The organism is Streptomyces melanosporofaciens (assembly GCF_900105695.1).
Taxonomy (GTDB): Bacteria; Actinomycetota; Actinomycetes; order Streptomycetales; family Streptomycetaceae; genus Streptomyces; species Streptomyces antimycoticus.
Map to the genome: position 1 here is coordinate 8,335,678 of NZ_FNST01000002.1, position 26,471 is coordinate 8,362,148.

At 71.7% G+C, this 26,471-nt stretch carries 21 protein-coding genes; 2 read left to right on the forward strand and 19 right to left on the reverse strand.

All coding sequences use genetic code 11. The features are described from left to right. Positions 1–73 precede the first annotated feature (73 nt). The 4 genes from BLV72_RS38140 to BLV72_RS38150 form a co-directional block, all read right to left on the reverse strand. Positions 74–1,441 (reverse strand): protein kinase domain-containing protein, encoded by a 1,368-nt coding sequence (locus BLV72_RS38140; RefSeq protein ID WP_093468120.1) that lies wholly within the window; start codon positions 1,439–1,441, stop codon positions 74–76. A gap of 151 nt (positions 1,442–1,592) precedes the next feature. After that, a complete protein-coding gene (locus BLV72_RS50585; protein WP_280143035.1) occupies positions 1,593–4,466 on the reverse strand; it encodes a tetratricopeptide repeat protein in 2,874 nt (957 codons plus the stop codon). Next, positions 4,424–5,017, reverse strand: coding sequence for a serine/threonine-protein kinase (locus tag BLV72_RS50590; RefSeq protein WP_280143036.1), 594 nt, complete (start codon positions 5,015–5,017; stop codon positions 4,424–4,426). Before BLV72_RS50590 ends, BLV72_RS50585 begins: the two co-directional genes overlap by 43 nt. 178 nt (positions 5,018–5,195) lie before the next feature. Then, positions 5,196–5,981, reverse strand: coding sequence for a TetR/AcrR family transcriptional regulator (locus BLV72_RS38150; protein ID WP_244321223.1), 786 nt, complete (start codon positions 5,979–5,981; stop codon positions 5,196–5,198). Between the two features lie 85 nt (positions 5,982–6,066). On the opposite strand from BLV72_RS38150, the gene BLV72_RS38155 reads away from it, so the two are divergent. Together BLV72_RS38155 and BLV72_RS38160 are read left to right on the forward strand one after the other, a co-directional pair. Continuing rightward, complete coding sequence (locus tag BLV72_RS38155; protein ID WP_093468122.1) at positions 6,067–6,999, forward strand: zinc-dependent alcohol dehydrogenase; 933 nt, start codon at positions 6,067–6,069, stop codon at positions 6,997–6,999. Positions 7,000–7,161: 162 nt separating this feature from the next. Further along, complete coding sequence (locus BLV72_RS38160; RefSeq protein WP_093468123.1) at positions 7,162–7,845, forward strand: phosphatase PAP2 family protein; 684 nt, start codon at positions 7,162–7,164, stop codon at positions 7,843–7,845. A 7-nt stretch (positions 7,846–7,852) separates the two neighbouring features. Here the strand turns inward: BLV72_RS38160 and BLV72_RS38165 are convergent, their stop codons facing one another. The 15 genes from BLV72_RS38165 to BLV72_RS38235 are packed head-to-tail and all read right to left on the reverse strand — an operon-like array spanning position 7,853 to position 26,453. Continuing rightward, positions 7,853–9,178 carry a glutamate-1-semialdehyde 2,1-aminomutase gene (locus BLV72_RS38165; RefSeq protein ID WP_093468125.1) on the reverse strand — a complete coding sequence of 442 codons (1,326 nt, stop codon included), beginning with the start codon at positions 9,176–9,178 and terminating at the stop codon, positions 7,853–7,855. A gap of 7 nt (positions 9,179–9,185) precedes the next feature. Beyond that, positions 9,186–9,737, reverse strand: coding sequence for a dTDP-4-dehydrorhamnose 3,5-epimerase family protein (locus tag BLV72_RS38170; protein ID WP_093468126.1), 552 nt, complete (start codon positions 9,735–9,737; stop codon positions 9,186–9,188). Beyond that, positions 9,734–10,966, reverse strand: coding sequence for a polysaccharide pyruvyl transferase family protein (locus BLV72_RS38175; protein ID WP_093468128.1), 1,233 nt, complete (start codon positions 10,964–10,966; stop codon positions 9,734–9,736). Before BLV72_RS38175 ends, BLV72_RS38170 begins: the two co-directional genes overlap by 4 nt. Beyond that, complete coding sequence (locus BLV72_RS38180; protein WP_093468129.1) at positions 10,963–11,910, reverse strand: glycosyltransferase family 2 protein; 948 nt, start codon at positions 11,908–11,910, stop codon at positions 10,963–10,965. Before BLV72_RS38180 ends, BLV72_RS38175 begins: the two co-directional genes overlap by 4 nt. Next, entirely contained in the window at positions 11,907–13,205 is a 1,299-nt protein-coding gene (locus tag BLV72_RS38185; protein WP_093468131.1) for an MATE family efflux transporter, read from the reverse strand. The genes BLV72_RS38180 and BLV72_RS38185 overlap by 4 nt, the downstream gene beginning before the upstream one ends. Positions 13,206–13,210: 5 nt before the next feature. Continuing rightward, positions 13,211–14,494, reverse strand: a complete 1,284-nt coding sequence (locus BLV72_RS38190) for a DUF4910 domain-containing protein (RefSeq protein WP_093468132.1) — start codon at positions 14,492–14,494, stop codon at positions 13,211–13,213. Continuing rightward, positions 14,482–15,507 (reverse strand): NAD-dependent epimerase/dehydratase family protein, encoded by a 1,026-nt coding sequence (locus tag BLV72_RS38195; RefSeq protein WP_093468134.1) that lies wholly within the window; start codon positions 15,505–15,507, stop codon positions 14,482–14,484. The genes BLV72_RS38190 and BLV72_RS38195 overlap by 13 nt, the downstream gene beginning before the upstream one ends. 3 nt (positions 15,508–15,510) lie before the next feature. Next, positions 15,511–16,158 carry a PIG-L deacetylase family protein gene (locus BLV72_RS38200; protein ID WP_093470791.1) on the reverse strand — a complete coding sequence of 216 codons (648 nt, stop codon included), beginning with the start codon at positions 16,156–16,158 and terminating at the stop codon, positions 15,511–15,513. After that, positions 16,155–16,949: a glycosyltransferase family protein gene (locus BLV72_RS38205; protein WP_093468135.1), complete on the reverse strand. Its 795-nt coding sequence runs from the start codon at positions 16,947–16,949 to the stop codon at positions 16,155–16,157. Before BLV72_RS38205 ends, BLV72_RS38200 begins: the two co-directional genes overlap by 4 nt. Positions 16,950–16,962: 13 nt before the next feature. Further along, a complete protein-coding gene (locus BLV72_RS38210; RefSeq protein WP_093468137.1) occupies positions 16,963–18,264 on the reverse strand; it encodes a class I SAM-dependent methyltransferase in 1,302 nt (433 codons plus the stop codon). Next, complete coding sequence (locus BLV72_RS38215; protein ID WP_093468138.1) at positions 18,261–19,502, reverse strand: glycosyltransferase; 1,242 nt, start codon at positions 19,500–19,502, stop codon at positions 18,261–18,263. The genes BLV72_RS38210 and BLV72_RS38215 overlap by 4 nt, the downstream gene beginning before the upstream one ends. A gap of 2 nt (positions 19,503–19,504) precedes the next feature. Then, entirely contained in the window at positions 19,505–20,746 is a 1,242-nt protein-coding gene (locus BLV72_RS38220) for a hypothetical protein (RefSeq protein WP_093468140.1), read from the reverse strand. 1 nt (position 20,747) lies between these two features. Beyond that, complete coding sequence (locus BLV72_RS38225; protein WP_093468141.1) at positions 20,748–22,265, reverse strand: right-handed parallel beta-helix repeat-containing protein; 1,518 nt, start codon at positions 22,263–22,265, stop codon at positions 20,748–20,750. A 7-nt stretch (positions 22,266–22,272) separates the two neighbouring features. Beyond that, positions 22,273–24,249: a heparinase II/III family protein gene (locus tag BLV72_RS38230; RefSeq protein WP_093468143.1), complete on the reverse strand. Its 1,977-nt coding sequence runs from the start codon at positions 24,247–24,249 to the stop codon at positions 22,273–22,275. After that, positions 24,246–26,453, reverse strand: coding sequence for a bi-domain-containing oxidoreductase (locus BLV72_RS38235; protein WP_093468144.1), 2,208 nt, complete (start codon positions 26,451–26,453; stop codon positions 24,246–24,248). Before BLV72_RS38235 ends, BLV72_RS38230 begins: the two co-directional genes overlap by 4 nt. Between the last annotated feature and the right edge of the window lie 18 nt (positions 26,454–26,471).

Here is a 26,471-nt window from a genome sequence, read left to right on the forward strand (position 1 = left end):
CACGAGCGCTTCCTGCGGTATGGAGCACGAGCCCGGCCAGTGGCGGTCGCGCGGTACCAGCCGGGGTCAGGGCTCACCGCACCGCCTGCTGCAGCGCCCCGCGCAGCTCCGCCGCGCTCGCGCAGCCGATCTCGGGGTGCTCCCGCAGCGCCGTGTCGATGACCTCCGCGAGACGTCGTGGGATGGCCGGGTCGCGGCGGCGGATCGGGATCGCCGGCTCCTGCAGGACGACCTGCCAGGGGTCCTTGGCGCGCGGGAACTCGCGCGGGGTCCTTCCGGTCAGTGTGTGGTAGAGGCAGGCGGCAAATGCCCATACGTCCACGGCGGGGGTGGCCTTGCGGAAGTCGATGACCTGTTGGCGCGGCATGAACATCGGTTTGCCCACGGTGGTGCCGGTGCGTGTCAGTCCGCTCAGGCCCGCCTGGTCAAAGGCCTTTCCGATGCCGAAGTCCGCGATCTTCGCCGTCGTCGAGCCGTCGGTCCCCCTGTGCAGCAGGATGTTGGAGGGGCTCAGGTCGCGGTGGACGACGCCCTGTCCGTGCGCGTGTTCCAGGCCCTTGAGCGCCTGCACCGCGAGGGGCACCGCTTCCTCGACCGGGAGTCGCCCGCCGCGTTCGGCGACGAGCCGGTCGAGGCTGCCGCCGGTGCAGAACTCGGTTGTCAGATAGAAGGTTCCGTATCCGAAGCCCGCGTCGTGCAGCGCGACGACGTGCGGATGCTTCATCGCCCGGGTGAGCGCCACCTCGCGCAGGAACCGGGCGCGCGCCGTCTCGCTCGCCGCAACCTTCGGCAGCATCACCTTCAGCGCCACCTCGACGCCGGTGGCCTCGTGCCGGGCCAGGTACACCGCACCCATGCCGCCACGGCCGAGCTCCCGGATCACCGAGTAGCCGTGGATGGCCTTCAGGTCGGCGCGGCCGCCGTGCGCCAGCTCGAGCAGCAGCTTGAGCACGGCGTCGGGCCGGGCCTGACAGGCGGCGCACAACAACTCGCCGGGGCGGCCGCCCGCCTCGTCGCCCAGCTCGCGCTCGCACTTGGCGCAGCGCGCGAGCCTCAGCGTGGCGACCCGCGGCCGCGTGATGTCGACGCGGAACACGGTGTCGCCGAGGCGGATCCGGTCGCCGTCCTTGAGGTCGTGCTCGGGGTAGGAATCCGCGACGGCCTCCTCCGGGGTGAGGCCGCGGCGCCGCTGGCCGATCTTCTCGCCGTTGACGTACGTGCCGTTGAGGCTGCCGAAGTCACGGATGCGGATGTCCGGCGGGTTGATGTCGAGCAGGCAGTGGTGGCGGGAGACCGTCTTGTGGTCGGGGTCGTCGGGCAGTTGCGGCGAACAGTCGCTGGAGCGGCCGAGGACGCGGGTGGTGCGCTCCTCGAAGACGTACACGCCGGGCTTCACCCGGCCCTCGACAAGGGTGAGCCTGATGGTGGCCGAGGGCGTCACAGACGATCGTCTCCTTGTGGGTGTGGGTGTGGGTGTGGGTGTGGGTGTGGTGTGGGTGTGGTGTGGGTGGGGATGGGGGAGTGCTTCGGGGGCGAGGCGGTGAACGTGCGCGTGCCAGCCGCGGCGTCGGACCGTACGCATCCCGCTCCGCTCAGTCGGCCGCCAGCTCCCAGTCGAGGTCCCAGAGCCGGATGCCGTCGTCTCCCGCCGAGAGCAAGTTGCGCAGGTCGGGGGTGAGTTCGAGGTGCCTGATGCGTTGTTGGTGTCCTTCGAGCACGTGCAGGCATCGGCCGGTGGCGACCTCCCACATCCGTACGGTTCTGTCGTGGCCGGCCGAGAAGGCGAACCGGGCGTCGGGTGTGAACCGCACGGCGGAGACCCAGCCCTCGTGCCCCGCGAACTCGCGTACGCACCGCCCGGCACCGGCGTCCCACAGCCGGATCGGTTCGTCCTCGGCGCCCGAGGACATGACCTGGTGTGTGGACATGGCCAGGCGGCCGTCGGCGCTCAGGCACGCCGACAGGATCGGTTCCCGGGGGCCGGTCCAGGTCCGCAGGCAGGCTCCGGTGTCGAGATCTCGCAGCCGGACCACGCCGGCTGAGTCGCCGACCGCCGCGAGCCGCCCGTCCGCGGATGTGGAGATCACGTTGACCGGGCCGTTTCCAGTGATCGTCGCGGTGCAGCGGTCGTCGTCCAGGTCCCATCGGCGCAGGACACCGTCGCCGCTGCCGAGCCAGGCGTACCTCCCGTCGCCGGTGAACCTGATGGTCCTCCGCATGTCCCAGTCCGGAGTCAGCCGACGGCACTCGCCGTCTGCCAGTCGCCGCCGAATGATCGCGAGTGGCTTGGTGCCCTCGCACAGGACGTGCCGACCGTCGTCGCTCAACGCCACCCCGCCGACCCTGCCCGGGTGATCGTCGAGGACGTGCGTGCACGCGCCGCTGTCCAGATCCCAGATCCGTACGGTGCCGTCGCTCTGCCCGCTGACGGCGAGCCGGACACCCGCGGCGACACCGATCGCCGTGATGGCGCCGTAGGAGAGGTGGCCGGCGTCCAGTGGCCGCGACCAGGCGGAGCGCAGCCGTACGCGGCGCGCCGAGCGACCCAGTTCGTGCCAGGCGGCCAGGACCTGGGGCGCGCGCTCGTATCCCGGTATCTCCCGTGCGCGGGTCAACAGGTCGAAGGCTGACCGGTGCCGGCCGTTGGACATCGCCTGGTGTGCTTCGGCGAGCAGTCCCTCGGCCAGTCCGCCGAGCCGGCTGACCTCCGCGTACTCGCGCGGCTTGATCACATGCGGCTCGGCGGCGTATGCGGTATCGGGCAACCGCCAGCGATGCACGGGCAGTTCGGGATGCCCGCCGACGGAGCAGCCGAACCGGTCGTCGCCGTCGGGGAATCCGACGTGGTGCATCCCGTACGCGTGGGCGGTGAAGGTCCGCAGACACCGACCGCTGCTCAACTCCCAGATCTGAACGGTGTGGTCGCCGGTGGTTCCGGACAGCAGCAGCCGCCCACTGTCGCCGAAGGCCAGGTGACCGGCCGCGGCGGTCAGCCCCGTCAACGCACGCCACGGACCGGCCTGCCGGCCTTCCCCCACGTCCCACAACCGGATCACCCGGTCCTCGCCGGCCACCGCGACCGTCCGCCCGTCGGGACTGAAGCACAGCGCATGCGTCGCCGAGCCGGCGGCCAGCACCCGGCACCGGCCATCGGCCACGCTCCACAGCCGCGCCCCGTCCTCCTCGGCGGTGAGCACATGGCGCCCGTCGGCGCTCACCTCGTACTGCGAGCCGTCCAGGGCGCCGTCCTCGAGTGCTGCGCCGAGCGACCACCGGGGGGTCCCGGTCCGCGGTTCCCAGACCTGCACGTGCCCGTCCACGCCCTGCCACACACCGATGCGCCCGTCGGCACTCAACCTGACCGGGCACCCCGTGGCGCGTGCGGCGGAGCGGATGACGCGGGTACACCTGCCTGCCCTGAGATCCCAGAACTGCACCGTGCCGTCGCGGCTCGTGGACAGTGCGTACGAGCCGTCAGGGGTGAGGTCGACGCCGAGCACCTGTGTGCGGTGGCCCTTGACCGCCGATCGCTGGGCGCCGGTCGCCGTGTCCCACAGCCGGAGCACGCCGTCCCAGTGGCCGCTCAGCGCGAGGCGCCCGTCGGGAGTGAACCGGATCGGCAGGTAGCCCATCACCTCGTGCCGGGCGAGCAGTTTCACCGGCGCGAAGGGCAGCGCGAACGGCTCGCGAAAGGCGCGGGTGCCGGTGTGGCGGGCATCGGCCACGGTTCCGGAGGCCGCCACCCGCAGCGCCGCCCGTACGTCGGTGTCGTCGGGCCGTTCGCGCGCGAGGGCGTCGAGCAGGTCGTGTGCCGCCGCGAGGTCGCCGCGTTCGAGGTGGACCCGGGCCAGAAAGAGCCGCACCTGCCAGGAGGACGCGCCGGACCCACGCGGGATCGCCTCCAACCGGGCGACGAGTTCCCCATCGGTGATCGCCCCCGTACGCCACCGGAACAGGCCACCGTTGTACACGGCCCCGACGTGGTGCGGGTCGACCGCGAGCGCCTGGTCGAAGGCATGCTCGGCGTCGGCGGCCCGGTCCAGGTCGAGGAGCGACAGGCCACGGTTGTTGAGCTCGTCGGCGCGCAGATCGGCGGCCTGCGACGTGGGACGCGGATACGCCGAGCCGGTCACCTGCTCGTAGATCCCGGCCAGTACGTCCGCGATGTCCGCCATCGAGGCCGGCCGGTGGGCCGGGTGCTGCCGCAGGCAGCGCCGGAGCAGGTGGGCGACTTCCGGTGGCGCCGCGACCGGATTCGAGGGGTCGGCCAGATATTGCTCCAGGGCGAGACCCGCGACCGAACCAGCCGCCCAATGCACACCGCCGGTGAACATCTCCAGGACCGAGACCGCGAAACTGTAGACATCGCTGCGGCGCCCGACGGGCTCGCCCGCGAGCTGCTCCGGGGAGGCATAGCCGACCGTCATGCCGCCGAACGGCACCAACACGCTGACGCCCGGCGCCACGTGGAGGTCGGTCGGGCCGTGGCGGCCTTGGACCGGGCGAGACCGAAGTCGGTGATCTTCGCGGCGCCCGTGCCGTCGAGCAGAATGTTGGCCGGCTTCACGTCCTGGTGCACCAGGTCTGCGCGATGGGCGTGCTCGAGCCCACGGGCCGCTTGGACCGCCGTGTCGAGAACACGGGCCAGGGCCTGCGGCGCATCCCCGGCGTGGAGGCGCCCGTCGCCGATCCACTCGGCCAGGCTGCCGCCGTCCACGTACTCGGCGAACACGCGGGGGACACCGTCGATCACCCGCACGTAATGGCAGGCGCAGACGTTGGGATGGAGCCCGAGGGACACCCACGCCTCGGCCTCCCTGACGAACAGTTCCTGATCGCCGGGGCTCCGGAAGAGCTCGGGCCGCGAACTCTTCACCGCCATGTCGATGCCCCAGCCGAGATGCCGTACCCGGTGCACGACGCCCATCCCGCCCCGGCCGAGCTCGCCGATCACCCGGTACCGGCCGTCGACGGTCTCGCCGGTCACCCAAACCGCCGGTGACGTAGATGCGTTCACTGCGATTCCTCATCGTGAGTGCGGCAGAAGTCGCCGTCCTGGAAGGCCCGGACGCAGAAGGCCCCGTTGTCAGATTTCGACGAGGGTCAGTATGTGACGTCGTCGAACCTGGTGTCGATGTCTCAGGTTCAGCGCGGGGGTGCGGGAGCCCGCCGTTCACGGGCCCCGTAAACGCGCCCTAGTCGCGTGTGAGGTCCGAGTTCTGGATCAGGGCGCGGAATCCGGTCAACAAGGCGTTGAGGCCGACTTCGAACTCGTCGTCGCTGCTGACCTCCGCGAGGGTGTCGGCGTGCTGGACGAGCAGGGGGAAGGCCGCGGCGTCCCGGGAGCGGTACAGCAGGCGTCGGTGACGGCTCTCCTGGGGGTCCGATATGTCCAGGCCGAGGTTGAGGTGCACCGAGCCGAGGACGAAGGTGGCCAGCGACGATGCGGCGGCGGACGCGAGCCGGGGGCTGAGGCCGGCGCCGATGAACAGTTCGAGGGAGTACTCCACCCCGGCCAGCGAGTTGGGACCGAGCCGCTCGGTCCCGCGAAGGAGCGAGGCCACGCCGGGGTGCCGGAGCAGGTGCGCGCGGAACAGGCGTGCGGACCACGCCGCCTTCTCGGCCCAGTCCCCGCCGTCGGGCGGAACCGAGCTCGCCACGGCGACTGCCCGGTCGACCAGGAGGGTCACCAGTTCCTCACGGTTGCGCACGTGGCGGTAGAGGGACGCCTGCGTGCAGCCGAGCTCATCGGCGATGTTGCGCATCGTCAGCGCGGCCGCGCCACGCGTGTCGAGCAGGGCCATGGCCGCGTCGAGTACGGCATCGAGGGTCAGTGATCTGCGCCGCCGCGGCCGCGCGGGTTCGTTCTCCCGGGCAAGCCACCAGGCCGCCGTGCCCGGCCTCGGTTCCGCCCGCTGGTTCTTCCGCGGTTCCTCCGGCGGCGGCTCGCCTGCCGTGGCTTTCGTCGTCGGTTCATGCACCGGACAAGGATAGGTGTGAGGCGAACCCTGATCACTTAACATAAGCTAACGGCGTTCGCATAACGGGAAGGTCGAAGGGGCCACCATGCGCGCAGTACGCAACACCGACCAGGGCATCCTCGTGGCCGAGGCCGACGAACCGGAAGCGCCCGGGGTGCGCCTCACCGTCGCCTCGGCGGGCATCTGCGGGACCGACGTGAACTTCGCGACCGGTGGCGTTCAGGGCTACACCTATGGTCACGAGTTCGCCGGCACGGCCGCCGACGGCCGGTGCTACGCCGTCGAGCCCACGGTGTACTGCGGCGAGTGCGGCCAATGCCGCGCCGGCCATGTCCAGCGGTGCGTCGCCCCGGAGCACGGAACGCTCGGGATATTCCGGGACGGCGGCATGTGCGACGCCGTGACGGTCTCCGAGAACATGCTCGTCCCGCTTCCGGACGGCCTGGACGTACGCGACGCCTGCCTCGTGGAGCCGGCGTCGGTGGCCTGGCACGGTGTCCGCGGCGCGGCGCTCACGCCGGGGGAGCGGGTGGCAGTCGTCGGCGGCGGCAGCATCGGGCTGCTGGCCGCGGCCGCGACCCGGCAGCGCGGCTTCGACGTCGATATCGAGGTGCGCCACAAGCACCAGAGGATTGCGGCGGAACGCCTCGAAGTCGGCTCGGCCGAAGGTCTCTACGACGTCGTGATCGACGCCGCGGGCAGCGAGACCGGTCTCGCCCGGTGCGCCGAGCTGGCCCGCCCCGGCGGGCGCGTCGTGCTGCTGGGCGTATACCAGCACACCATTCCCATCCCGGGCGTCGTCAGCCTGGTCAAGGAACTCGCCTACGTCCACTCCATCGCCTACGGCCGACACGACGGCGTCCGCGACACCGAACAGGCCGCGGCGCTGCTCGCCGGCAACCCCGCGATCGCGCAGACCGTGATCACCCACCGCTTCCCCCTCGACGAAGCCGCGGAGGCCTTCCGCGTGGCCGGTGACCGGGCCTCCGGAGCCATCAAGGTCGTCCTTCACCCCTGACGGCGGTCCGCTCGCAGCAGGCGCAAGCACACCGAATCCGACGGCGGTCGCCGCGACCGGATCGTTGGTTAGGATGACGGCGGCTTGAGGGTGGGTCGGACACGACGGGGGGCTCGCGTTGGATCGCCTGGCGGGAGCGGGTCGACAGGACGCGGTGGGCGGGTGACCGGCCGGTCGGCGCCTGCGGTGCTGCCCCCGTCGCTGCGCGTGTGGCTCGGGCCGATCGCGGCCCTCGCCGCGCTGGTGGTCGTCGTGCTCGGGGTCCGGTATGCCGGCGACAGCAGGCCCGGCACGGTGGACACGCGGATCTGGGCGGCGGTGGACGGTACGGGGTCGCCGTGGCGGCATGTCGCTCTGGCCACGGACTTCCTGGGGGAGCCGGTGGGAGCGGCGGCGCTGGTCGTGGCCACCGTGACGGGCTGTTTGCTGCTTCGGCGTCCTCGCGCGGCGGTGCTCGTCGTGGTCGGCGTCAGCATGACCGTGGGGACCGCGACTCTGCTCAAGTCCCTGGTGGGACGCACCATCCACGGCGCCGACAACCTTTCCTACCCGAGCGGGCACACCGCCTTCCTCACCGCGCTCGCCCTCGTGGTGGCGCTGCTCGCGACCGGCCGGCTCGGCCTCGGCAGGACGGCCGGCGCGTCACTCGTGCTCGCCGCGGCGCTGATCGCAGGCGCCGCCATGGGCTGGGCGCAGGTCGCCCTGGGCGCGCACTACCCGACCGACGTCCTCGGCGGCTGGTGCACCGCGCTGGCGGTGATACCGGCGACCGCGTGGCTGGTCGACCGGATGGCCGACCGGCTGGTCGATCGGATGGCCGACGCCGGTCGGCGGGAGCCTCGCTGACGTCATGTCACACCAGGCGGCGGAATACGGGCTTCACCGGTCGTCCGGCCAGCCAGGGGGTGGGGTCAGCGGCCTCCAGTGCCTTCCGGTACACCGCACACGCCCGGGCCACCACCTCGACGGTGTGATCGATGTCGGCGTCGCCGAGCGCGCTGCTCACCACGAACGACGGGGCCAGCACCCCGCCCGCGAGGAGTCGGCGCAGGAACAGGGTGCGGTACTGCTGCGACGGCTGCCGGTTCTCGTCGAGGGTGGCGAAGACCAGGTTGCTGGCTCGGCCCCGGATGACGAGGTGGTCGCCGACGCCCATGGCGGCCGCGGCCTCCCGGACACCGGCGGCCAACCGCTCGCCGATGGCGTGCAGTTGGGCGGTGATGTCCTCCTCGACATAGGTGGTCTGCACGGCCATCGCGGCTGCCAGGGAGTGGGTTTCCGCGCCATGCGTGGTGGACAGCAGGAACACCCGCTCGCCGGAGTGACGCAGTCCGCCCCGCTCCATCAGGTCGCGGCGCCCGGCCAGCGCGGAGACGGCGCATCCGTTGCCCAGCGCCTTGCCGAACGTGGAGAGGTCGGGGACGACGCCGTACAGGCCCTGGGCGCCCGCCTCGGACCAGCGGAAGCCGGTGATCATCTCATCGAAGATCAGTACGCAGCCGTGCCGGTCGGCCAGTTCGCGCAGTCCGGCGAGGTATCCGGGCGGCGGCTCGGTGTGAGTGGCGGGTTCGAGGATCAGGCAGGCGACCTCGTCCTGGTACCGGGTGAGCAGCTCCTCCGTGGCGGCCAGGTCCCCGTAAGGGAAGGCCACGGTGAGCTCGTTGGTCGCCGCCGGAACACCGGCGGACATCGGCGTGGTGCCGATGAACCAGTCGTCGACGGAGAAGAACGGATGGTCGGCGCAGATGGCCACCCGCGGGCGCCCGGTGGTGGCGCGGGCGAGGCGCACCGCGGCGGTGGTGGCGTCGGAGCCGTTCTTCGCGAACTTCACCATCTCGGCCGTCGGCACCGTGGCCAGGAAGCGTTCCGCGGCCTCGACCTCCACGATGGACGGCCGGACGAAGTTGCTGCCGCGGTCGAGTTCCCGCCGCACCGCCTCGGTCACGCGGGGGTGGGCGTGGCCGAGGCTGACCGATCGCAGGCCGGAGCCGTACTCGAGGTAGCGGTTGCCGTCGATGTCCCACACGTGGGCACCGCGGCCGTGGCTGATGACCGGAGCCAGGTCCTCGGGGTACTGGTCGTCGCCCTTGGCGTAGGTGTGCGCGCCCCCGGGGACCATGGCGTGCAACCGTTCGTTCGCCGTCCGGGACAGGGGCAGGTGCAGCTCTTCGGTGTCCACGGGGACCTCAACTTTCCCGGTGCTTCAGGACCTCGGCGAGGCTCGGCGCCTCCCGGTCCCGCTGGGACATGGATGTGATCGGCAGCGGCCAGGGAATGGCGAGCTCCGGGTCGTCGAAGGCGATCGTCACGTCCTCGGCCGGATCGTGCGGGCGATCGATCCGGTAGGAGGTGTCGGCGGTTTCGGTCAGCGCCTGGAAACCGTGCGCGCACCCCGCCGGGATGTACAGGGTCGTCTGCGTCTCGCCGGACAGCTCGAAGAAGGCCCGGCCCAGGTACGTCGGCGAGTCCGGCCGCAGGTCCACGACGACGTCGAAGATCTTCCCGTACGAGCACCGCACCAGCTTGGCCTCGCCGGCGCCGGAGCGCAGGTGCAGGCCGCGCAGGACGCCCCGGACCGAGCGGGACAGGCTGTCCTGGACGAAGGCGTCCGGGTCGAGGCCCACCGAGCGGACCACGTCGGTGTCGAAGGTGCGGCAGAAGAAGCCGCGTTCGTCGGCGTACGGAGTCGGCTCGAACAGGTACGCACCCGTGATCGCCGGGACTTCGATCGCTTTCATGGAGCCTCCTGGTGGGCGTGGGCGTGGGCGGGCGCCGGGAACAGGGTCGTGGTCAAGGCAATGAATTGATGGGCGAGTTGCTGTGCGGCGACCCGGTTTCGCTCGGTGAGGGTCTGCCGTAGCTCCGCCGCGTGCTTCTCCAGGTCCCGGAACTGTTCGAGCAGCCGGTCGGCATCGACCTCGCGTGCCGGGTGACAGTACGCGCCGAGGCCCATCCGGTCCATGAGCGCGTCGCTCTTCGCCGCATAGCTGAGGGCGAGCACCGGCGTGCCGGTCTTCAGCGCGCAGATCAGGTTGTGGTACCGGACCGCCACCACGGTGTCGGCGGCCGCCATCTCCTTCATCAGGTCGGCCAGTGAGGTCGGCTCGGCAGCGGTGACCAGCGATGAGTCAACCGCGTCGAGGATCGCGGTGACCACCGACGCATCGCACTCGTCTCCGGTGAGCAGCCGGACCGGCCTGCCCTCCTCGACCAGGGCACGGACGAACCGGATCGTCCCGTCGAGGTAGCGCCGGTATATCTCATCGGCCCGAGCGCGGTCGTCGTTGCCACCGTGGAAGTCCATGACACCGAGGCAGACGGGACCCGGCGAGCCGGTGGGCGTGCTCACCCGCGGCGTCGGCAGGGCGAACGCGAGGTCCGGGTAGACCTCGTCGCGCGCGGTGTCCACGCCCATCGCCCGCATCGCGTCACGGGACTGGGCATCCCGGTACGAGCGGTACGCGGCCAGCCGCGCCGACCAGCGCACCAGGGCCCGGGTGGGCCGGTTGCCGATCTCGGCGGCGCCGACGCCGACCAGCGCGACCCGGGTGCCCAGCAGCCGGCCGGTCGCGCAGAGCAGGAACAGCGAGTACGGGAAGCCCCACGGCCGCAGCGGCAGTGTGGCCTCCAGGACACCCATGCCCGGCACGATCACCACGTCGTGCCGACGCACCCAGGCGGCGGTGCGGAAGACGTCGACGAGTTTGCCCAGGCCCTTCCCCGCGATCGCGCCCGCACGGGACGCGGTCCGGTACTCCCCGCGGTACCAGTGCAACCGTGTCGCGGGGATCCGGAACCGGGTCGTCACGGACTCGGGCCCGCCGCACAGCGCGTCCACGACCGCCTCCGGGTGCTCGGCGCGGAGGTACCCGAGGACGGCCTCCAGCGAACCGTCGTTGCCGAGGTTGCCGGAGCCGAGCAGGCCGAACAGCCCGACGCGCACCGGAGTTCCGTCCGCGGACGTCATGCCTGCCTCCCCTCGCGGCCGGCGACGAGGGCGTCGACGGAGACCGTGCGCAGGGCCGGGTCGACCGGGGCGCGGTCCTCGACCCGCTCGCCGGTGCCCGGCCGGACCCGGCTGGTCATCCACGCGGTCAGGTGGCGGTAGCACGCGCGCCGGTCGGCCGGGGACAACGGCGCCCGCCGGATCGCCGAGGCGAAGCCCCAGATGTACTCGGCGAGCAGCCGGGGTGTCGGGTGCAGCGGGCCCGCCCGGCGCGGGTCCAGGTTGACGCACCGGGAGCGTTTGGACGGGTTCGCCCGCTCGGCGCGGGTGGGGTGGTCGCGGCGGAAGTACAGCAGCTCCGGCACCTGGTGGAAGCGCCCGTGCAGGGTGATCTCGGCGACGAACGTGCGGTCCGCGTGGTGGTAGCTGTCCATCGGCTTCACCCGGCGCAGCATGTCGGCCCGCATCACCCCGTAGAAGTCGTCGCCACCCGGCTCGAACAGCAGACTCCGGAAGCGCTCCGGCGGGTGGGGCGAGTCGGTGGCGAGCGTGTACTCATAGGGGACCTTCAGCCGGCCGTCGCCGTCGATGACCGCCTGGTCGGCGTGCGCGAGGATGACCTCCGGCCGCTCGTCCAGCGCCTCCACGCAGCGCCGCAGCAGGTCGCGGCCGTACAGGTCGTCGTGCGAGGCCCACTTGAACAGCTCGCCGCGGCATTCGGCGAACACACGGTTGTGGTTCGGCGTGGCGCCGATGTTCCGGGGCAGCCGGAGGTACCGGATGCGTGAGTCCCGCGCAGCGTACTCGCGGCAGATGCCCTGGGTCCCGTCGGTCGAGGCGTTGTCGGAGATGACCAGCTCGAAGTCCTCGTAGGTCTGGCCGAGCAGGGCGTCGAGCGACTCGGCGAGGTACTCCTCGCCGTTGTACACGGGCAGGCCGATGCTCAGCCTGGGTCGGTCGGTCATGCGGTCCTCACTTCGGGGATGGGGGAGTGGTGGCGCTCGCGCAGGGCGGACCGCAGCTGCAGCCACCACACGGCCGAGCCGCTGACGGTCGCGGCGGCGACGCCCCAGGCCGATCCGGCCGTGCCGGCGACGGCCGCCCCGCCGAGCCCGCCGCCGACATAGCAGGCGGAGGCGAACAGCTGGCAGCGCAGGCTGCGCCGGGCCGCGCCGAGCGCGCGCAGCCCGGCCGCCGCGCCGGTGCCGAGGCCCGCTCCCGCGACACTGAGGGTGATCTGCACGATGAGCTGCGAGGAGGAGTGCCAGACGCCGCCGAGCACCAGCTCGCCGAGCCGGCCCGGCATCAGCAGCAGCGCCGAGCCCCAGAACAGCGCTCCGGCGGCCTGCCCCCCGCCGAGGAGGAAGCAGAACCTGCCCAGTCGATGCGGGGCCTGCCGCAGCACCCGTGCCGCCTCCGGGACGGTGACCAGCGAAAGCCCCATGAGCACCGCCAGGAACGGGCCGAGCAGGAGCTCGGCGCCCCGCACCGTACCCACCGCGCCGACCCCGACGATCACGCCGAGCCCGTACGCCCGCACCTGGCCGGCGCCGCTGAGGCTGACGTTCTCGACCAGGTACCGGTAGCCGAGATCGCGCTGCTCGCGAAGCCAGCCGCGCGCGTCGGTCAGCCGGGGCCGGATGCCGGACTGCAGGTAGCCGTACCCCGCGGCCACCGTGGCGGACGCGCCCCAGGCGAGCAGATAGGCGGCCACGCTGCCCACACGGGCCGCCACCACCATGGCCGGGACGAGCGCGACACCCCACACGACGTCGTTGACGAACGCCTTCCGCCCGGTGCCGGCGGCGAAGAACGCGAACCGCCAGGCGTCCTGGAGCAGCAGCCCCGGCAACATGACGCCAAGGGCGGCGAACGCGGGCCCCACGCGGCCGCCGAGGCCGAGCCCGGCCACCAGACACACCGCGCCGATGGCCGCACCGACGCCGAGTGCGGTACCCGTCGACCGGGCCACCGCCCCGCGCCAGGACGCGTCCGACACGCCGCTGAAGCGCACCACGAGCGGGTCGGTGGCAAGGCCGCGGGAGACGTTGAGCACCACGCCGTAGGTCACCCAGGCCAGGCTGAACACGCCGAACGCGGTCACCCCCAGCGAGCGGGCCACATAGATGCCCACCACGAAGTTGCTCACGCTGGAGGCCGCCTGGTCGGCCAGTCCCCAGGACAGCCGGCCGACGAGGGCCCGCTTGGCGGACCGGGCCGGTGGGGCCGCTTTCCGCGGATTCTCCCCCTCGGTGGTCATCGGCCTCATGCCTTGATCAGTCCGGCGCCGTGCAGAGCGCCGGCCGCGTCGGCGACGGTGTCGAACGGGAGCCCGGACCGCTCGGCGACGTCCAGCAGACTGTGCTCGCCGTCGGAGAGGTTGAGCACCCAGAGCATGGCCATCTGGGCCTGTTTGGTGTCGCTGCGGCCGCCGAGCGCGTCGTACAACCCGCGCCGGCCCAGTTGCGGTTCGCCGTAGGGGCTGAGGTTGAGGTACCGCCGGTTGCGGTCGAGGACGGCGAACGCCTCGCGGCAGACCGCGAGGGTGTCCGCCATCGCCTCCGGGGAGACGAAGTCCAGGTTGTCCGCCGAGGTGTGGTACTCGGGGTAGCCGGCGTACGGAGTCCGGGTGAGCGAGCCCACGCCGAGATTGAACCCGGGCGAGCAGTATTGCCGCTCGTCGTAGCCGTACGGAGTGAACTCGGTGATGTGGTGCGGCCGTTCGGAGGCGGCCAGCACATGCCCCAGCACCCGGTCGATCTCGGCGTCGCCGCGCCTGCTCCGCTTGTACGTCAGCCGGCCCGGGTCGCCGGCGCAGGCCAGCACCAGCCCGTGCTTGACGCGCTCCACCCGCTCCGCGTTGCGGGCCAGCCAGGTGATCGCCCCGATGGTGCCGGGCGCGTAGATGAACCGGTAGGTGTGGTACGGCGTTTCCCGCGCCAGCGCCCGGGCCAGGAACGTCGCCACCGCGATGCCGGCCAGGTTGTCGTTGGCCAGCGACGGGTGGCAGACGTGGCAGGAGACGATCACCTCGTCGGGGACCTGCCCGGGGACCACATGCTCGGCGTAGGTGAGGTGGCCGTCTTCGAGTGTGGAGTCGATGCGGACCTCGTACTCGCCGTCCGGCAGCGCGTCCAGGGTCTCCTGGGCCAGGCAGAACCCCCATTCCGGCCGGTAGTAACTGGTGCGGTACGGCACCCAGGTCGGGTGGTCCGGCAGCGTGTGCAGGTGCGCGCGGAGCTCGGCCAGCGGCATGGTCTTCGACACCGGCACGCTGTAGCCGAGCACGTGCAGGCTGGACGCGGCGAAGTCGACGACCCGGCGGCCGGCGGTGTCGGCGATGTACGCGTCCCGGATGTTCCACTCCTGCGGCACCGTCCAGTCGAGCACCTGCGTCCCGGTCGGCACTTCGTGCACCTGCAGCGGGATGTACTCCCCGACGATGTCCAGGGTGGCGCGCACACCGTCGCCGGTGATGCTCCGGCACAGCGGGTACATCCGCTCCACCAGCGTGTACATCTCCTCGCTCACCTCGGTCACCGGCGCCACCGGAGGGTGTCGTCGACGGTGCCGGCGTCGGACGCCGCGCGCAGCACGGCGAGGCGGGTGAAGCGCTGCTCGAAGTCCTCCCGGGTCAGCCCGTGCTTCCGGTAGGCGTCGGCGAGTTCGAGCGCGCCCTGCTTCACCGTCCACTCGCAGTCGAAGCCGGGTATCGCGGCGCGGAACCGGGAGAAGTCCACCCGGTACGACCGCGGATCGGCACCGGTCTCCCCGGTGATCACCACCTTCGCGCCGGACACCGCCTCGGCGACCTGCGCGGCGATCTCGGCGACCGTGACGTTGTTGGTCTCACTGCCGATGTTGAACGCCCGGTCGTGCACCGCTTCCCGCGGCGCGGTCAGCGCGGCCGCGAAGGCCCGTGCGATGTCGGCGGCGTGCACCAGTGGGCGCCACGGGGTGCCGTCGGAGAGCACAAGGACCTCGCCGGACAGGAGCGCGTGGCCCACCAGGTTGTTCAGCACGATGTCGGCGCGCAGCCGGGGTGAGTAGCCGAAGGCGGTGGCGTTGCGCATGAACACCGGGCCGAAGTCGTCGTCGGCCAACGCGTGCAGATCGTCCTCCACCCGCACCTTGGACTCCGCGTACGGCGTCACCGGGCGCAGCGGGGCGTCCTCGGTCACCAGGTCGTCACCCCCTGACGCGCCGTAGACCGAGCAGGTCGACGCGTACAGGAAGCGCCGCACTCCGGCGTCTTTGGCCAGCCGGGCGAGCCGTACCGACGCGTGGTGGTTGATGTCGTAGGTGAGCTGCGGCGCGAGCGAGCCCAGCGGGTCGTTGGAGAGCGCGGCCAGGTGGATCACGGCGTCCACCCCGGCCACGTGTTCGGCCGTGATGTCGCGCAGGTCCACCCGGTGCCCCGGCGGGTCCGCGGGCGGCTCGCCCAGCACGCAGTCGGCGAACAGGCCGGCGTCGAGGCCGACGACCTCGTGTCCGGCGGAGCTGAGGACCGGGGCCATCACGGTGCCCAGATAGCCCTGGTGTCCGGTCAGCAGTACGCGCACGTTTCAGTCCCCCAGCTCGAGCGTGAGTTTGGTGACGGCGAACGCCTCGGCATAGCGGGCGTGGCATTCGATGCCGCGGATCCGGGCAAGGCCCAGGAAGGCCTCCCGGTCGTACCAGGGCCGGTGCCGCTGCGAGGGGTAGTGCTCCTGCAGCAGCCGCACCTTCTGTTCGGCGATCTCCGGCGACAGCGGCTGGTACGCCGCCGGACGGCCGAGATCGCCGTCCCACTTGACGATCTCGTAGCCGAGCACGAGGTGGTCGCGGAACGCGGTGGGCAGCAGCCGCGCCAGGCCGCGGTGGTCCTGGTGCAAGTCATCGGTACGCGGGGCGAGGACCAGGTCCGGCTCGGTCCGCGCGCGCAGCTCCTCGACCGCGGCCTTGGCCTCCTCCCAGTGCGCGGGCATCCGCCCGTCCGGCAGCTTGAGCACGGTCAGCCGCAGGTCGGCGCCCGGGCAGAAGGCGGCGAGTGCGGCCTGCTCCTCCTGCTCCCGGTCGGTGCCGCCGCCGGAGAGCACCAGCGCGTCGACGCGGATGCCCGGCCGCGCGCCGCACAGCGTCAGGAGCGTGCCGCCGGCGCCGATGGCGATGTCGTCGCAGTGCGCGCCCACCGCGACGATCCGGTCCAGGCGCCCGGCCCCGAGCCGGATCACGCGCTCACCCCCGCCCCGTCGCGCTCCCACACGGCCCACGGGCGCTCGCCCCGGGCGTAGGCGGAGTCGAGCGCGGCCCGCTCCTTCACCGTGTCGGTCGGCTTCCAGAAGCCGCGGTGCCGATGCGCCACCAGCCGTCCCCGCTTGGCCAGTTGGGCGCATCCGTCGGCGACCAGGTCCCCGTTCTCCGGTATGTGGTCGAAGACCTCCTGGCGGAGCACGAAGTAGCCGCCGTTCTCCCACAGCGGCATGTCGCTCACCGCGGTGATGCCCCCCACCAGGCCGTCCTCGCCCAGGTCCACGCAGTGGAACGACGACTGCGGCGGCACCACCATCATCGAGGCACCGGCGTCACGCCGGTCGAAGTTCTCGATCATCTCCGGCAGCGGGGCGTCGGTGAGCACGTCGGCGTAGTTGGCGAGGAACATCTCGTCCCCGTCCAGGTGGTGCCGCACCCGGCGCAGCCGCTCCCCGATCGGTGACTCGATGCCGGTCTGCGCGAACGTGATCGTCCACTGGGCTATGTCGGTGGACAGCAGCTCGGTCCGCCCGCCCCGCAGCACGAAGTCGTTGGACGTCGTCTCCTCGTAGTTGAGGAAGAAGTTCTTGATGTGGTGGGCCCCGTACCCGAGGCACAGGATGAACTCCGTGTGCCCGAAGTGCGCGTAGTAGCGCATGACGTGCCAGATCAGCGGCCTGGGCCCGACCATCGCCATCGGCTTGGGCACGTCGTCCGCGGCACCGCTCCGCATGCGCATCCCGTAACCGCCGCAGAACAGGACGACCTTCATGCTGTGACCTCTTTCAAGACGCGACCTCGACAATGCTCAGTTCCGGGATGGGGAAGACCAGCCGGCCTCCCCACTCGTGGATGAAAGAAAGTTGCTCGATCAGCTCGGCCCGCAGGTTCCACGGGAGGACGAGGACGTAGTCGGGCCGGTCGGCGGCTATCCGATCGGGCGGCAGGATCGGGATGCGGGTGCCCGGGGTGAACCTCCCGTGCTTGTAGGGGTTGCGGTCGACCGTGTACGCGAGCAGGTCGGGCCGGATGCCACAGTGGTTGAGCAGGGTGTTGCCCTTGCCCGGGGCGCCGTAGCCGACGACCGTCTCGCCGCGCTCGGCGGCCTCGACGAGGAACTTGAGGAGGTCGCGGCGTACCTTGGCGACCCGGGCGGAGAACTCGGCGTACCCTGACAACTCCCCCAGCCCGGCGGCCTTCTCCCGGGCCAGCACGTCCGCCACCCTTCCCCAAGCTCTCGGCTCCTCCCCCAGCCTTCGGCCGGGAGGGGCCCCCGGAGCAGGGGATACCCCATTGGTCGGCTCACCGGCCACTTCGGCGGGCCGGGCCCACAGCCGGATGGAGCCGCCGTGCGTGGGCAGCAACTCGACGTCCACGAGTGCGAGTCCGCCACTCGCGAGGGCCCGGATCGCGGAAGCGACCGTGTAGTACTGGAAGTGCTCGTGGTAGATCGTGTCGTACTGGTTCTCCTCGATCAGGGTCAGCAGGTGCTGCACCTCGATGGAGACCCAGCCGTCGTCGGCGACCAGGGCGCGCAGACCTCGGGTGAACCCGACCACGTCGGGGATGTGCGCGTACACGTTGTTGGCCACGACCAGGTTCGCCGGGCCGTGGTCGGCGCGGACGCCCGAGCCGGTGGCCGGGTCCAGGAACTCCGTGAGCGTGGGCACACCCGCCTCGCGCGCCGCGGCGCCGACGTTCACCGACGGCTCGATGCCCAGGCAGCGGATCCCGCGGTCCACCACATGCCTCAGCAAGTACCCGTCGTTGCTCGCCACTTCGACCACGAAGGCGTCGGGGCCGAGCGGAAGCCGCCGCACGGCGTCGGCGACGAAGGTGCGCGCGTGCTCCACCCAGGAGGTCGAGTAGGAGGAGAAGTACGCGTACTCCTTGAACGTCTCCTCCGGCGTGATCAGCGGCGGGATCTGCGCCAGCCAGCAGTCCGTGCAGACCCGCAGGTGCAGCGGGTACGCCGGCTCCGGTTGATCCAGTTGGTCCGCGGCGAGAAAGCTCTCACATGGTGGCGTCGCCCCGAGGTCGACGACGCTCGCCATCGCTTCCGAGCCGCAGAGTCGGCATCGTGTCATCTACTGTCCCCATCCCCCCTGCTCGCGCGGGTGTCCCCGCCGTGAGCCAGTGCTGACCGACCCGCGATCGCGGTGCGGTACCCCTCCACCAGGCGCTCCAGCCCGACGGCCGGGCTGAAACCCTGCTCATAACGGCGCCGGGCCGCCTGGCCCAGCTCCCGGCCCAGGGCCGACTCGGTCGTGATCCGGCGGATGCCGGACGCGAGCGAGGCGGACTCGCCCGGCCGGTGCAGCAGCCCGGTCACCCCGTCCTCGACGAGTTCGACGAAGGCGCCGTGACCGGCGGCGACGGTCGGGACCCCGGCCGCCATCGCCTCCACGACCACCAGGCCGAACGCCTCCAGCCACGTCGAGGGAGCCACCACGGCGACCGAGCGCGCGATGGCCTTCCGGCACTCCGCCGGGTCCAACAGGCCGACGTAGCGCACATCGTCCCGGCCCGTGGCCCAGGCGGTCACCTCTGGCTCCAGTGGCCCCGTGCCGGCGATCACGAGCGGGACGCCCACACCGCCGCTCGCCGCGATCTCGTCCCACGCGGCCATGAGCAGCCGCACGCCCTTGGCCTCCGCGAGCCGGCCGAGATAGAGCAGCTGTTCTCCGCCGCCTACGCGGCAAGTGCCCGGCTCCGGCACGAAGTTGTGCTTCACCGTCAGCCGCTCGGCCGGCATGCCGGACCGCACCAGGACGTCGCGCTGCGCCGCGGAGATGCAGAAGAACCGCTCCACGCCGGACCACCACCGCCGCCGGTTGACCGACAGGCTGACCGCGAGCGGCACCGTCGCAAGGCGGGAGTTCCGGTAGCAGCCGTGCCGGACGGCGGGCACCGGCGCCGATCCGACGCACTCGGTGCACGGCCGGCCGTCCCGTTGCAGCGTGCCGGGCGGGCAGACCTGGGTGTAGTTGTGCAGCGTGGCGACGGCGGGCACGCCGACGTCGGCGCAGGCGGCGAGCACCGCGGGCGACAGGAGCGGGAAGACGTTGTGGACGTGCACCACGTCCGGCCGCTCGGCGCGCAGCCGGGCGGCGAGTTCCGCGCGGACCGCCGGGTTCCACGGCACCAGCAGCGGCACCGCGGCCTTGCCGAGGAGGGACCGGGCGGCGACGTCGTCGCTGCGCCGCTCGAACACCCCGACCCGGTGGCCGGCCTCGCGCAGCAGCGCCACCTCCTGGTCGACGACCTTGTTCTCCCCGCTCGGTTGCGCCGAGGCGTAGCGGTTGTGCACCACGAGGACGTGCATGCTCAAGGAACCTCCGATCTACGGGCCCAGCGAGGGATGTGCCGTCGGGGGAGTTCGGGCGTCGATGGGGGAGCCGCCGCGGCGGGTGCCGCCAACAGCGAGGCGGCCAGGGCCAGATGCAGCAGATACGGCGAGGCGTCGCCAAGACCGGCCTCGGTGTACGAGGCGATGGCGCAGTAGCTGATCAGGAAGATCGCGCAGGCCCTCTGCAGCGACGGTGGCCGCAGCAACGCGACGCCGCCCAGCACGAGGATGATCGCCGAGACGACGGTGACGCCGATCAGACCCTGCTCGTGGTAAACGGCCAGCCAGCTGTTGTCGATCGGCAACCCGCCGAACGACTTGTCGCCCAGGCCCACGCCGAACAACTTCTCCGAGGCCGACCGGGGCGCGGCCAGCAGGGCGTCCCAGACCTTGGCCCGGCCGGTGAGATTGGAGAAGTTCTCCTTGCTCTGTCCGCGCAGGAACCACGCTTGCAGCGCGGAGGCGAACGCCACCGCGGCCACCGCGGCGCACAGCACCGCCCAGGCGAAGAACCGGCGGGCGGCGGCGCTGGTCAGGATGAGCGAGCCGATCGCCAAGGCCAACCCGATGAACAGGCCGAGCGTGGCCGTCCGGGTATGGGTCAACGCGAGCAGGACGAGTGACGGCACGATGACCACCGCGGCGCTTGCCTTGTCGGTCCGGCGGCCCAGTAGGAGCAGCACGGTGAGCCCGATGATCACCGCGGCGTACTGTCCGATCTGCGGCGGGGTGAGCGGCCACAACGCGCCGACCAGCCGCCCGCCGTAGAGCTCGGGCATGGCCGCGCCCGGTGAGACGACCAGTCCGGCGGCCACCGACCCGAGCACCGCGAAGTACATCCGGATGTGGTAGCGGGCGAAGGTCAGACTGCCGTCCCACCAGCGGCTGAGCAGCCACAGCGTGCCGACGAAGAGAGCCAGCCGGGCGCAGCGGAACAGCGCACCGAACCCGGACTCCAGGTCCGCACTGGAGATCACGCTCGGCACCAGCAGCAGGGTGAGCAGGAACAAGCAGGCGCCGGGTCGGATGCGCAGCCGGAGATTGACCGCGAGCGCCAGCGCGAACGCGGCGACCAGCGCACCCATGGTGACCATCTGGATGAGGGAGCGGGGCAGCGGGATGATGGTCTTCGCCCCGGCGGAGCCGAGCGTATTGAGGACCAGCAGCCCCCAGACTGTCCCGACGATCTTCGAGGTGCGCGACGCGTGGTCGATGCTCATCTCAACCACCGTCCCGTGCACGGAAGGTGCTGCCCGCGTCCTGCTGGTACGGCGTGCCCTGCCACTGCCAGGAGTCGAGTATCCGGCTCGGGTCGTGGGCGACGAATTTCCATGGTCCGAGGTAGACGTTGTCGTGCCAGCGGTTGTGCTGCTTGCGGGTGATCGCCTCGGCCACCCGCTCACCCTGGTACGGCGACCAGTCCGGATAGGTGCCGTAGTTGGCCAGCACCGCCATGCGGTCGCACTTCCCCGTGCAGTCGACGACGGACCTGTCCAGCACGAAGCGGTTCTTGTGGATGTCCACCCGCTGGGTCTTCCACCGGCAGTCGGCGTAGAGCGGTGCGGTGGCGATCGCCGGCTGTGCGCAGCGGCCGGTGTCCTTCACCAGTAACGTGCAGTCACCCGAGGAGGTGTTGGCCGGGCTGTTGCAGAACCGGTCGGCGTTTTCCCACAGGGTGATCCCCGACCAGTTGTTCTCCAGCACGTTCCGGTAGATCTCGATGTTGTCCGTGCGGGCTCGGATCCGTGGTTCGCCGCCGGACTCGGACAGGTAGATGGTCGGATACGGGAAGGTGTCGCCGCGGTCGGCGTACCTGCGGCCCTCGACCCAGTTGTTCCGCCGGATCGTGTTCTTCCGGATGACCGCGTTGTAGCTGGTCTCGTAGATCAGCGCGGCACCGTCGTTGGCCTCGAGCACGTTGTTCTCGATGCGGAAGTCGTTGTTGTTGGTGTCCGCCCACAACCCTGTTCCGCGGTTGTCGTGTACCCAGTTGCCGCGGATGTCGGCGCCGTCGACGGCCCAGAACTTGATGCCTCCGGTGCAGCCGCAGCCCTCCCGCCGCCGCTCCCAGTCGCCGGTGTTGTTGCCCACGATCTCGTTGCCCTCGACCACCAGGCCGCTGATACGGCCTTTGGCCTTGTACGCGTTCATGCCGTACTGACCGTTGTCGCGCAGGCAGCTGGCGCGGACCCGCTGGCGGGCACCGGCCATCAGCCCGGCACCTGAGTTGTTCCGGATCGTCGTGTGCTCGATCACCCACCCGTCGGCCGAGTCATGGTTGACCACGCCCTCGTCGTGCGGCGCGACGAAACCCCGCACGGTCAGGTAGCGGATGGTGACGTCGCGGGCGGTACCGCCGAACGCGTACTGGTTCTTCTTCCGGCCGTCGAGCACCGCGCCCGGCGCACCGAGGTAGCGGTCCCCCTCCTTGGGGATGACCTGGGCGTAGCGGTCCGACTCGAGCCTGTGCTTGCCCGGTCGAAGCCAGAACGTGGTGTTCCGAGGGCTGCTCTTGGTCTTCGCGGCCAGGTCACCGGCGACCGCGGGGTCGACCGTCACCGCGCCCGCCGGCGGCTTCGCCGGCCCGGCCGCGGGCTGGGCGCACACCCGGGCCACGGACGTGGACGGCACAGCGGTCGGCTTCGCCCGGGCGTCCGGCGTGCTCTCACAGCCGGTCGCCGCCAGCAGGGCGAGCGCCAGCGGTGCCGCCCACGCACAGTGCCGCCTCTTGATCCCCACGCGCCCCCTAGCCGTGGAACCTGAGCACGGTGGTGAACTCCCCCAACAGCGCTGTGCCGTCGGCGAAGCCGGTGCCGACCAGCGTGGTGGCGGGCTCCTTGCGCCCGAATCCGGCGGAGTACCAGCCCAGCGGCGGGTCGGTCTCGCCGCGATGCGCCCGCCAGGACAGCTGCCCGGGCAGGTCGAGCACCGCGGAACGCCCCTCGCCGTCCCGGGTCCAGGTGAGCACTGCCCGGTTCCCCACCAGGTCCGCGACGATCGCCGGGCCGAGGTGGAACGCCAGGCGTACGTTCCGGCGCGGACCGCGCACCTCGTCGACCACCGTCAACTCCTGCCGCGCGGTGGCCAGTTCCACCCGGCGGCGGTGCACGGACCGCTGGTAACCGTCGTGCTCGGCACACCAGCGGGCCGTCCCCCCGTCGGAGGCGTCCGAGGTGTCCGCGGTCAGGACGCGGCTGCGGGCATGCCGGGTCCACAGGAACGGGCCGCCGGAGACCGACTGGTCACCGCCGTCCACCTGCAGGGTGTTGTGGCCGAGGGTCGACCGGAAGTACTGCCGCCACTCGGGCTGCCCGTGGTAGCAGAACGTCCCCGGGTCGGCGAGCACGTCGACCCCGTCGTGCCGGACCTCCACGGACAGCGCGTCCGCGTGGGCATGCGCGGCGATGGACAGGAAGCCGTGCGGACCGCCGTCGCAGCGGCACCAGATCTCTCCCGGACCGCGCAGGACGGTGAGCCCCGCGTCGGCGAAGTGGCCTGGTCGGCTCGGCGGGCGGGTCACGACCGGTGCGGCCGCGATGTTCGCGTACGGCCGGATGAGCGCGGCCAGCAGCGGGGTACGCACATCGGTGCCGGTCACTTCCGGCCACCAGGCGAGGCGGCCGAACACGGCGTCCCCGGTGGCCAGCAGCGAGGCCCAGCGGTCGGTGCCCGTGCCGTCCACGACCAGACCGTGCCCGTCGTCCGCGTCCCCCTGGCGCGGCGGCCGCAGGTGGCTGTCCACGACGGCCGCGAGCGCGTCGGTCATCCGCAGCAGCACCAGCCGGATGGACGCGGGGACCGGCACGCCGGCGGCATCCGCCTCGGCCACCGCGGCCAGGCCGAGCTCCAGTACCAGTCCGTGATACTCGGTGGCCAGCTCGCGGTTGAGGCCGGAGTCGAAGGTGTTGTTGCGCAGGTGCCGCTCCAGCGACCGCAGCGCGCCGGCCCGCCAGCGCGCCGAGGAGGGGAACCAGCCGAACGCGCAGGCCGTGGCGAACTGCCCGGCGGCCTCGGCGATGACGTGGTTGTTCGCCGAGGATCCCCGGCTGGGGAAGGCGGCCAGCCAGCGCTGATGGTGCCAGATCTGGTTCAGCGCCACCGGATTGTCCTCGAACAGCCCGGCCACGCCCGGCCAGCCGTCGAGCAGTCGGCGGATCCACACCCAGGACAGCAGCCGGATCCCCAGCTCGATGCCGCTGATCCAGTGCACGCCGCGCAGCGGTGGGTTGGCCGCCCACCACGACCGCAGGTGCGCGGCCACGCGCTCGGCGTACCGCTCGTCCCCGGTGATCGCGTAGGCGGCGGCGAGCACGGTGAGGTACTGATGCCGGGACAGCTCCCAGATCTGCTTGATGTCCCCGACCGCGTCCTCGTTCCGGTACGGCACGTTGAAGGCGTAGCCCCACGGAGCCCGGCGCCCGGTCTTCGGGTCGCACCACCAGTCCGGGTCGGCCAGGTCGTCGCGGACCACCCCGAAGTACTCGGCGTGCCCGTACATCAGCCGGTCCGCCTCGGCGATGAGACGTTTCGCGGCGTCCGGTGACACCGCGGCGATCGTCCCGGCGGGCAGTACCGCGGTGAACCGGGCGCCGGTCACGCTCGGGCAGTTTGGCCGCGGCGATCGCCACCGCCGCCTGCGCACCGCGTCGCCCACCCGGCCCGCGACCTCCCGCGGTCCCATCCGGGACAGCCGCCGCAGGTACCAGCTCGCGTCCATGGTCATCGCGCCCTCGCCAACGTCACCGGCGCACCGCCGGCCAGGCCGGTCCGCACGGCGAGGGTGGCCGTCGTGGTGGCGATCAGCGACTCCAGCGGCACCGGCATCGGCCCGCCGGTCCGCACGGCCTTGATGAACGCGGCCAGCTCGGCGGACTGGCCCTTGTCCCGGGCCTTGGGCAGCCGCGAACTGATCCACCGCTTGCGGCCGCCGTCGTGGACAGCGGCACGGACGAAGTCGTCGAGCCGCAGCGCCTTGCCATCGGCGACCAGGTCCAGCGTCTCCTTGGGGAAGTCGGCCGGGCCGCTGGTGACGTAGCTGATGGTGGCGGCGGACCCGTCCGGGTAGCGCAGCATGACCTGCAGGTCCTCGTGGCCGGACGTGGCGACCGCGTACACCGAGACCGGGTCGGAATCCAACAGCCAGCTCGCCGTGTCGATGAAGTGTCCGCCCTCGCCGGCGAACCGCGAGCCCTCGGTGCCTTGCTGGAGGTACCAGCTACCGGGCGCGAGGCGGCCCGCGTTGACCAGGTAGCGGAGGTTCGCCGGACCGGTCCGGGCGCCGAACCGCTTCCTGGCCTCCTGCAGCAGCGGCGCGAACCGGCGGTTGAAGCCCACCTGCAGCCGGTCGTTGCCGGACTCCTCCACCGCCGCGAGCACGCCGGCCAGTTCGTCCTCGGTGAGGGCCAGGGGCTTCTCCACGAACACGGGCTTGCCGGCCAGCAGTGCTCTTCGGGTCAGTTCGGCGTGTGAGCTGTGCCGGGTGACCACGAACACCGCGTCGATGGACGGGTCGCCGAGCACGGCGTCGAGATCGGTGGTCGCCTCGGCGAAGCCGAACTTCCGCTGCGCGTTGGCCGCGGACAGCGCCGTCGTGGTGACGACGGTCGACAACACGACTCCGTCGCGCGGCGCCAGGTGCGGCAGAAGCATCGACGTCGCGTAGTTCCCCGCGCCGACGAACGCGAGGCGCACCGGTGTGGGGACGGCCCGGGCCGGGGTGGACGCTCCACCGCTGCGTGGCCTCACGGCGGGCACGGCCACCGCCGGGGGCGCCGCTTCCCCTGTCTCCCCAGCTTGGCCGGGGTGCCCGGGATACCGGAACAGCACGGTCACGGCCTTCAGGCCGCCGTCCTTCAGGCGCTGGTACGTCTCGACGGCGTCGTCGAAGTCGGCGACGTGGGAGACCAACGGCTCCACGTCGACGCTGCGGCGGGCGAGGAGATCGAGGAAGCACGCCAGGTTGCGGCGCTCGGTCCAGCGCACGTAGCCGATCGGGTAGTCCCGCCCTTCCAGCTCGTACTCCGGGTCGTAGCGACCGGGGCCGTAACTGCGGGAGAACCGGACGTCGAGCTCTTTCTCGTAGTACGCGTTCCACGGCAGGTCCAGGCGGCACTTGCCGATGTCGACGACCCGGCCGCGGTCCCGGCAGAGCCGGGCGGCCAGCTCGACGGGCTGGTTGCTGCCGCCGCCGGCGGCCAGATACACCTGGTCCACGCCGTGCCCGCCGGTGAGTTCGGCGACGGCGGCCTCCACGGTCGTGGACGCGGGATCGCCGCAGGCCGCGGCGCCCAGGCCGGCGGCGAGCTCGCAGCGCGCCGGGTCGGGGTCGGCCCCGACGACGCGGACGCCCGAGGCGGCGAGGAGCTGCACCACCAACTGCCCGATCAGGCCGAGGCCGATGACCAGTGCCACTTCACCGAGCCGGGACTCGCCCTGGCGGACGCCCTGCATCGCGATCGACCCGACGGTGCCGAAGGCCGCGTGCCGCGGCGCGAGGCCGTCCGGCACCGGTGCGTAGAGGTTCTTCGGAACCCAGTTCAACTCGGCGTGCAGCGCGTGCTCGTTGCCGGCGCAGGCCACCAGGTCGCCGACCTTCACATCGTCGATCCCGGCGCCGACCTGCTCGACCACCCCGCACAGCGAGTAGCCCAGCGGCGTGTAGGAGTCCAGCTTGCCCATCACCTTGCGGTAGGTGGCGGGCACCCCGTTGGTGGCCACGCTCTGCATGACCTTGGCCACCTGGTCGGGCCGGGAGCGGGCCTTGCCCAGCATCGACATGCCGGCCTCGGACACCTTCATCAGCTCGGTCCCGGTGGAGATCAGCGAGTAGGCGCTGCGGACCAGCACACCGCCGGGCTTGCACCCCGGCACCGGCACCTCCAGCACCGCCAGCTCGCCGGTCTTGTAGTTCTGCACAACCTGTTTCACCCGAACTCCTCTGAATTC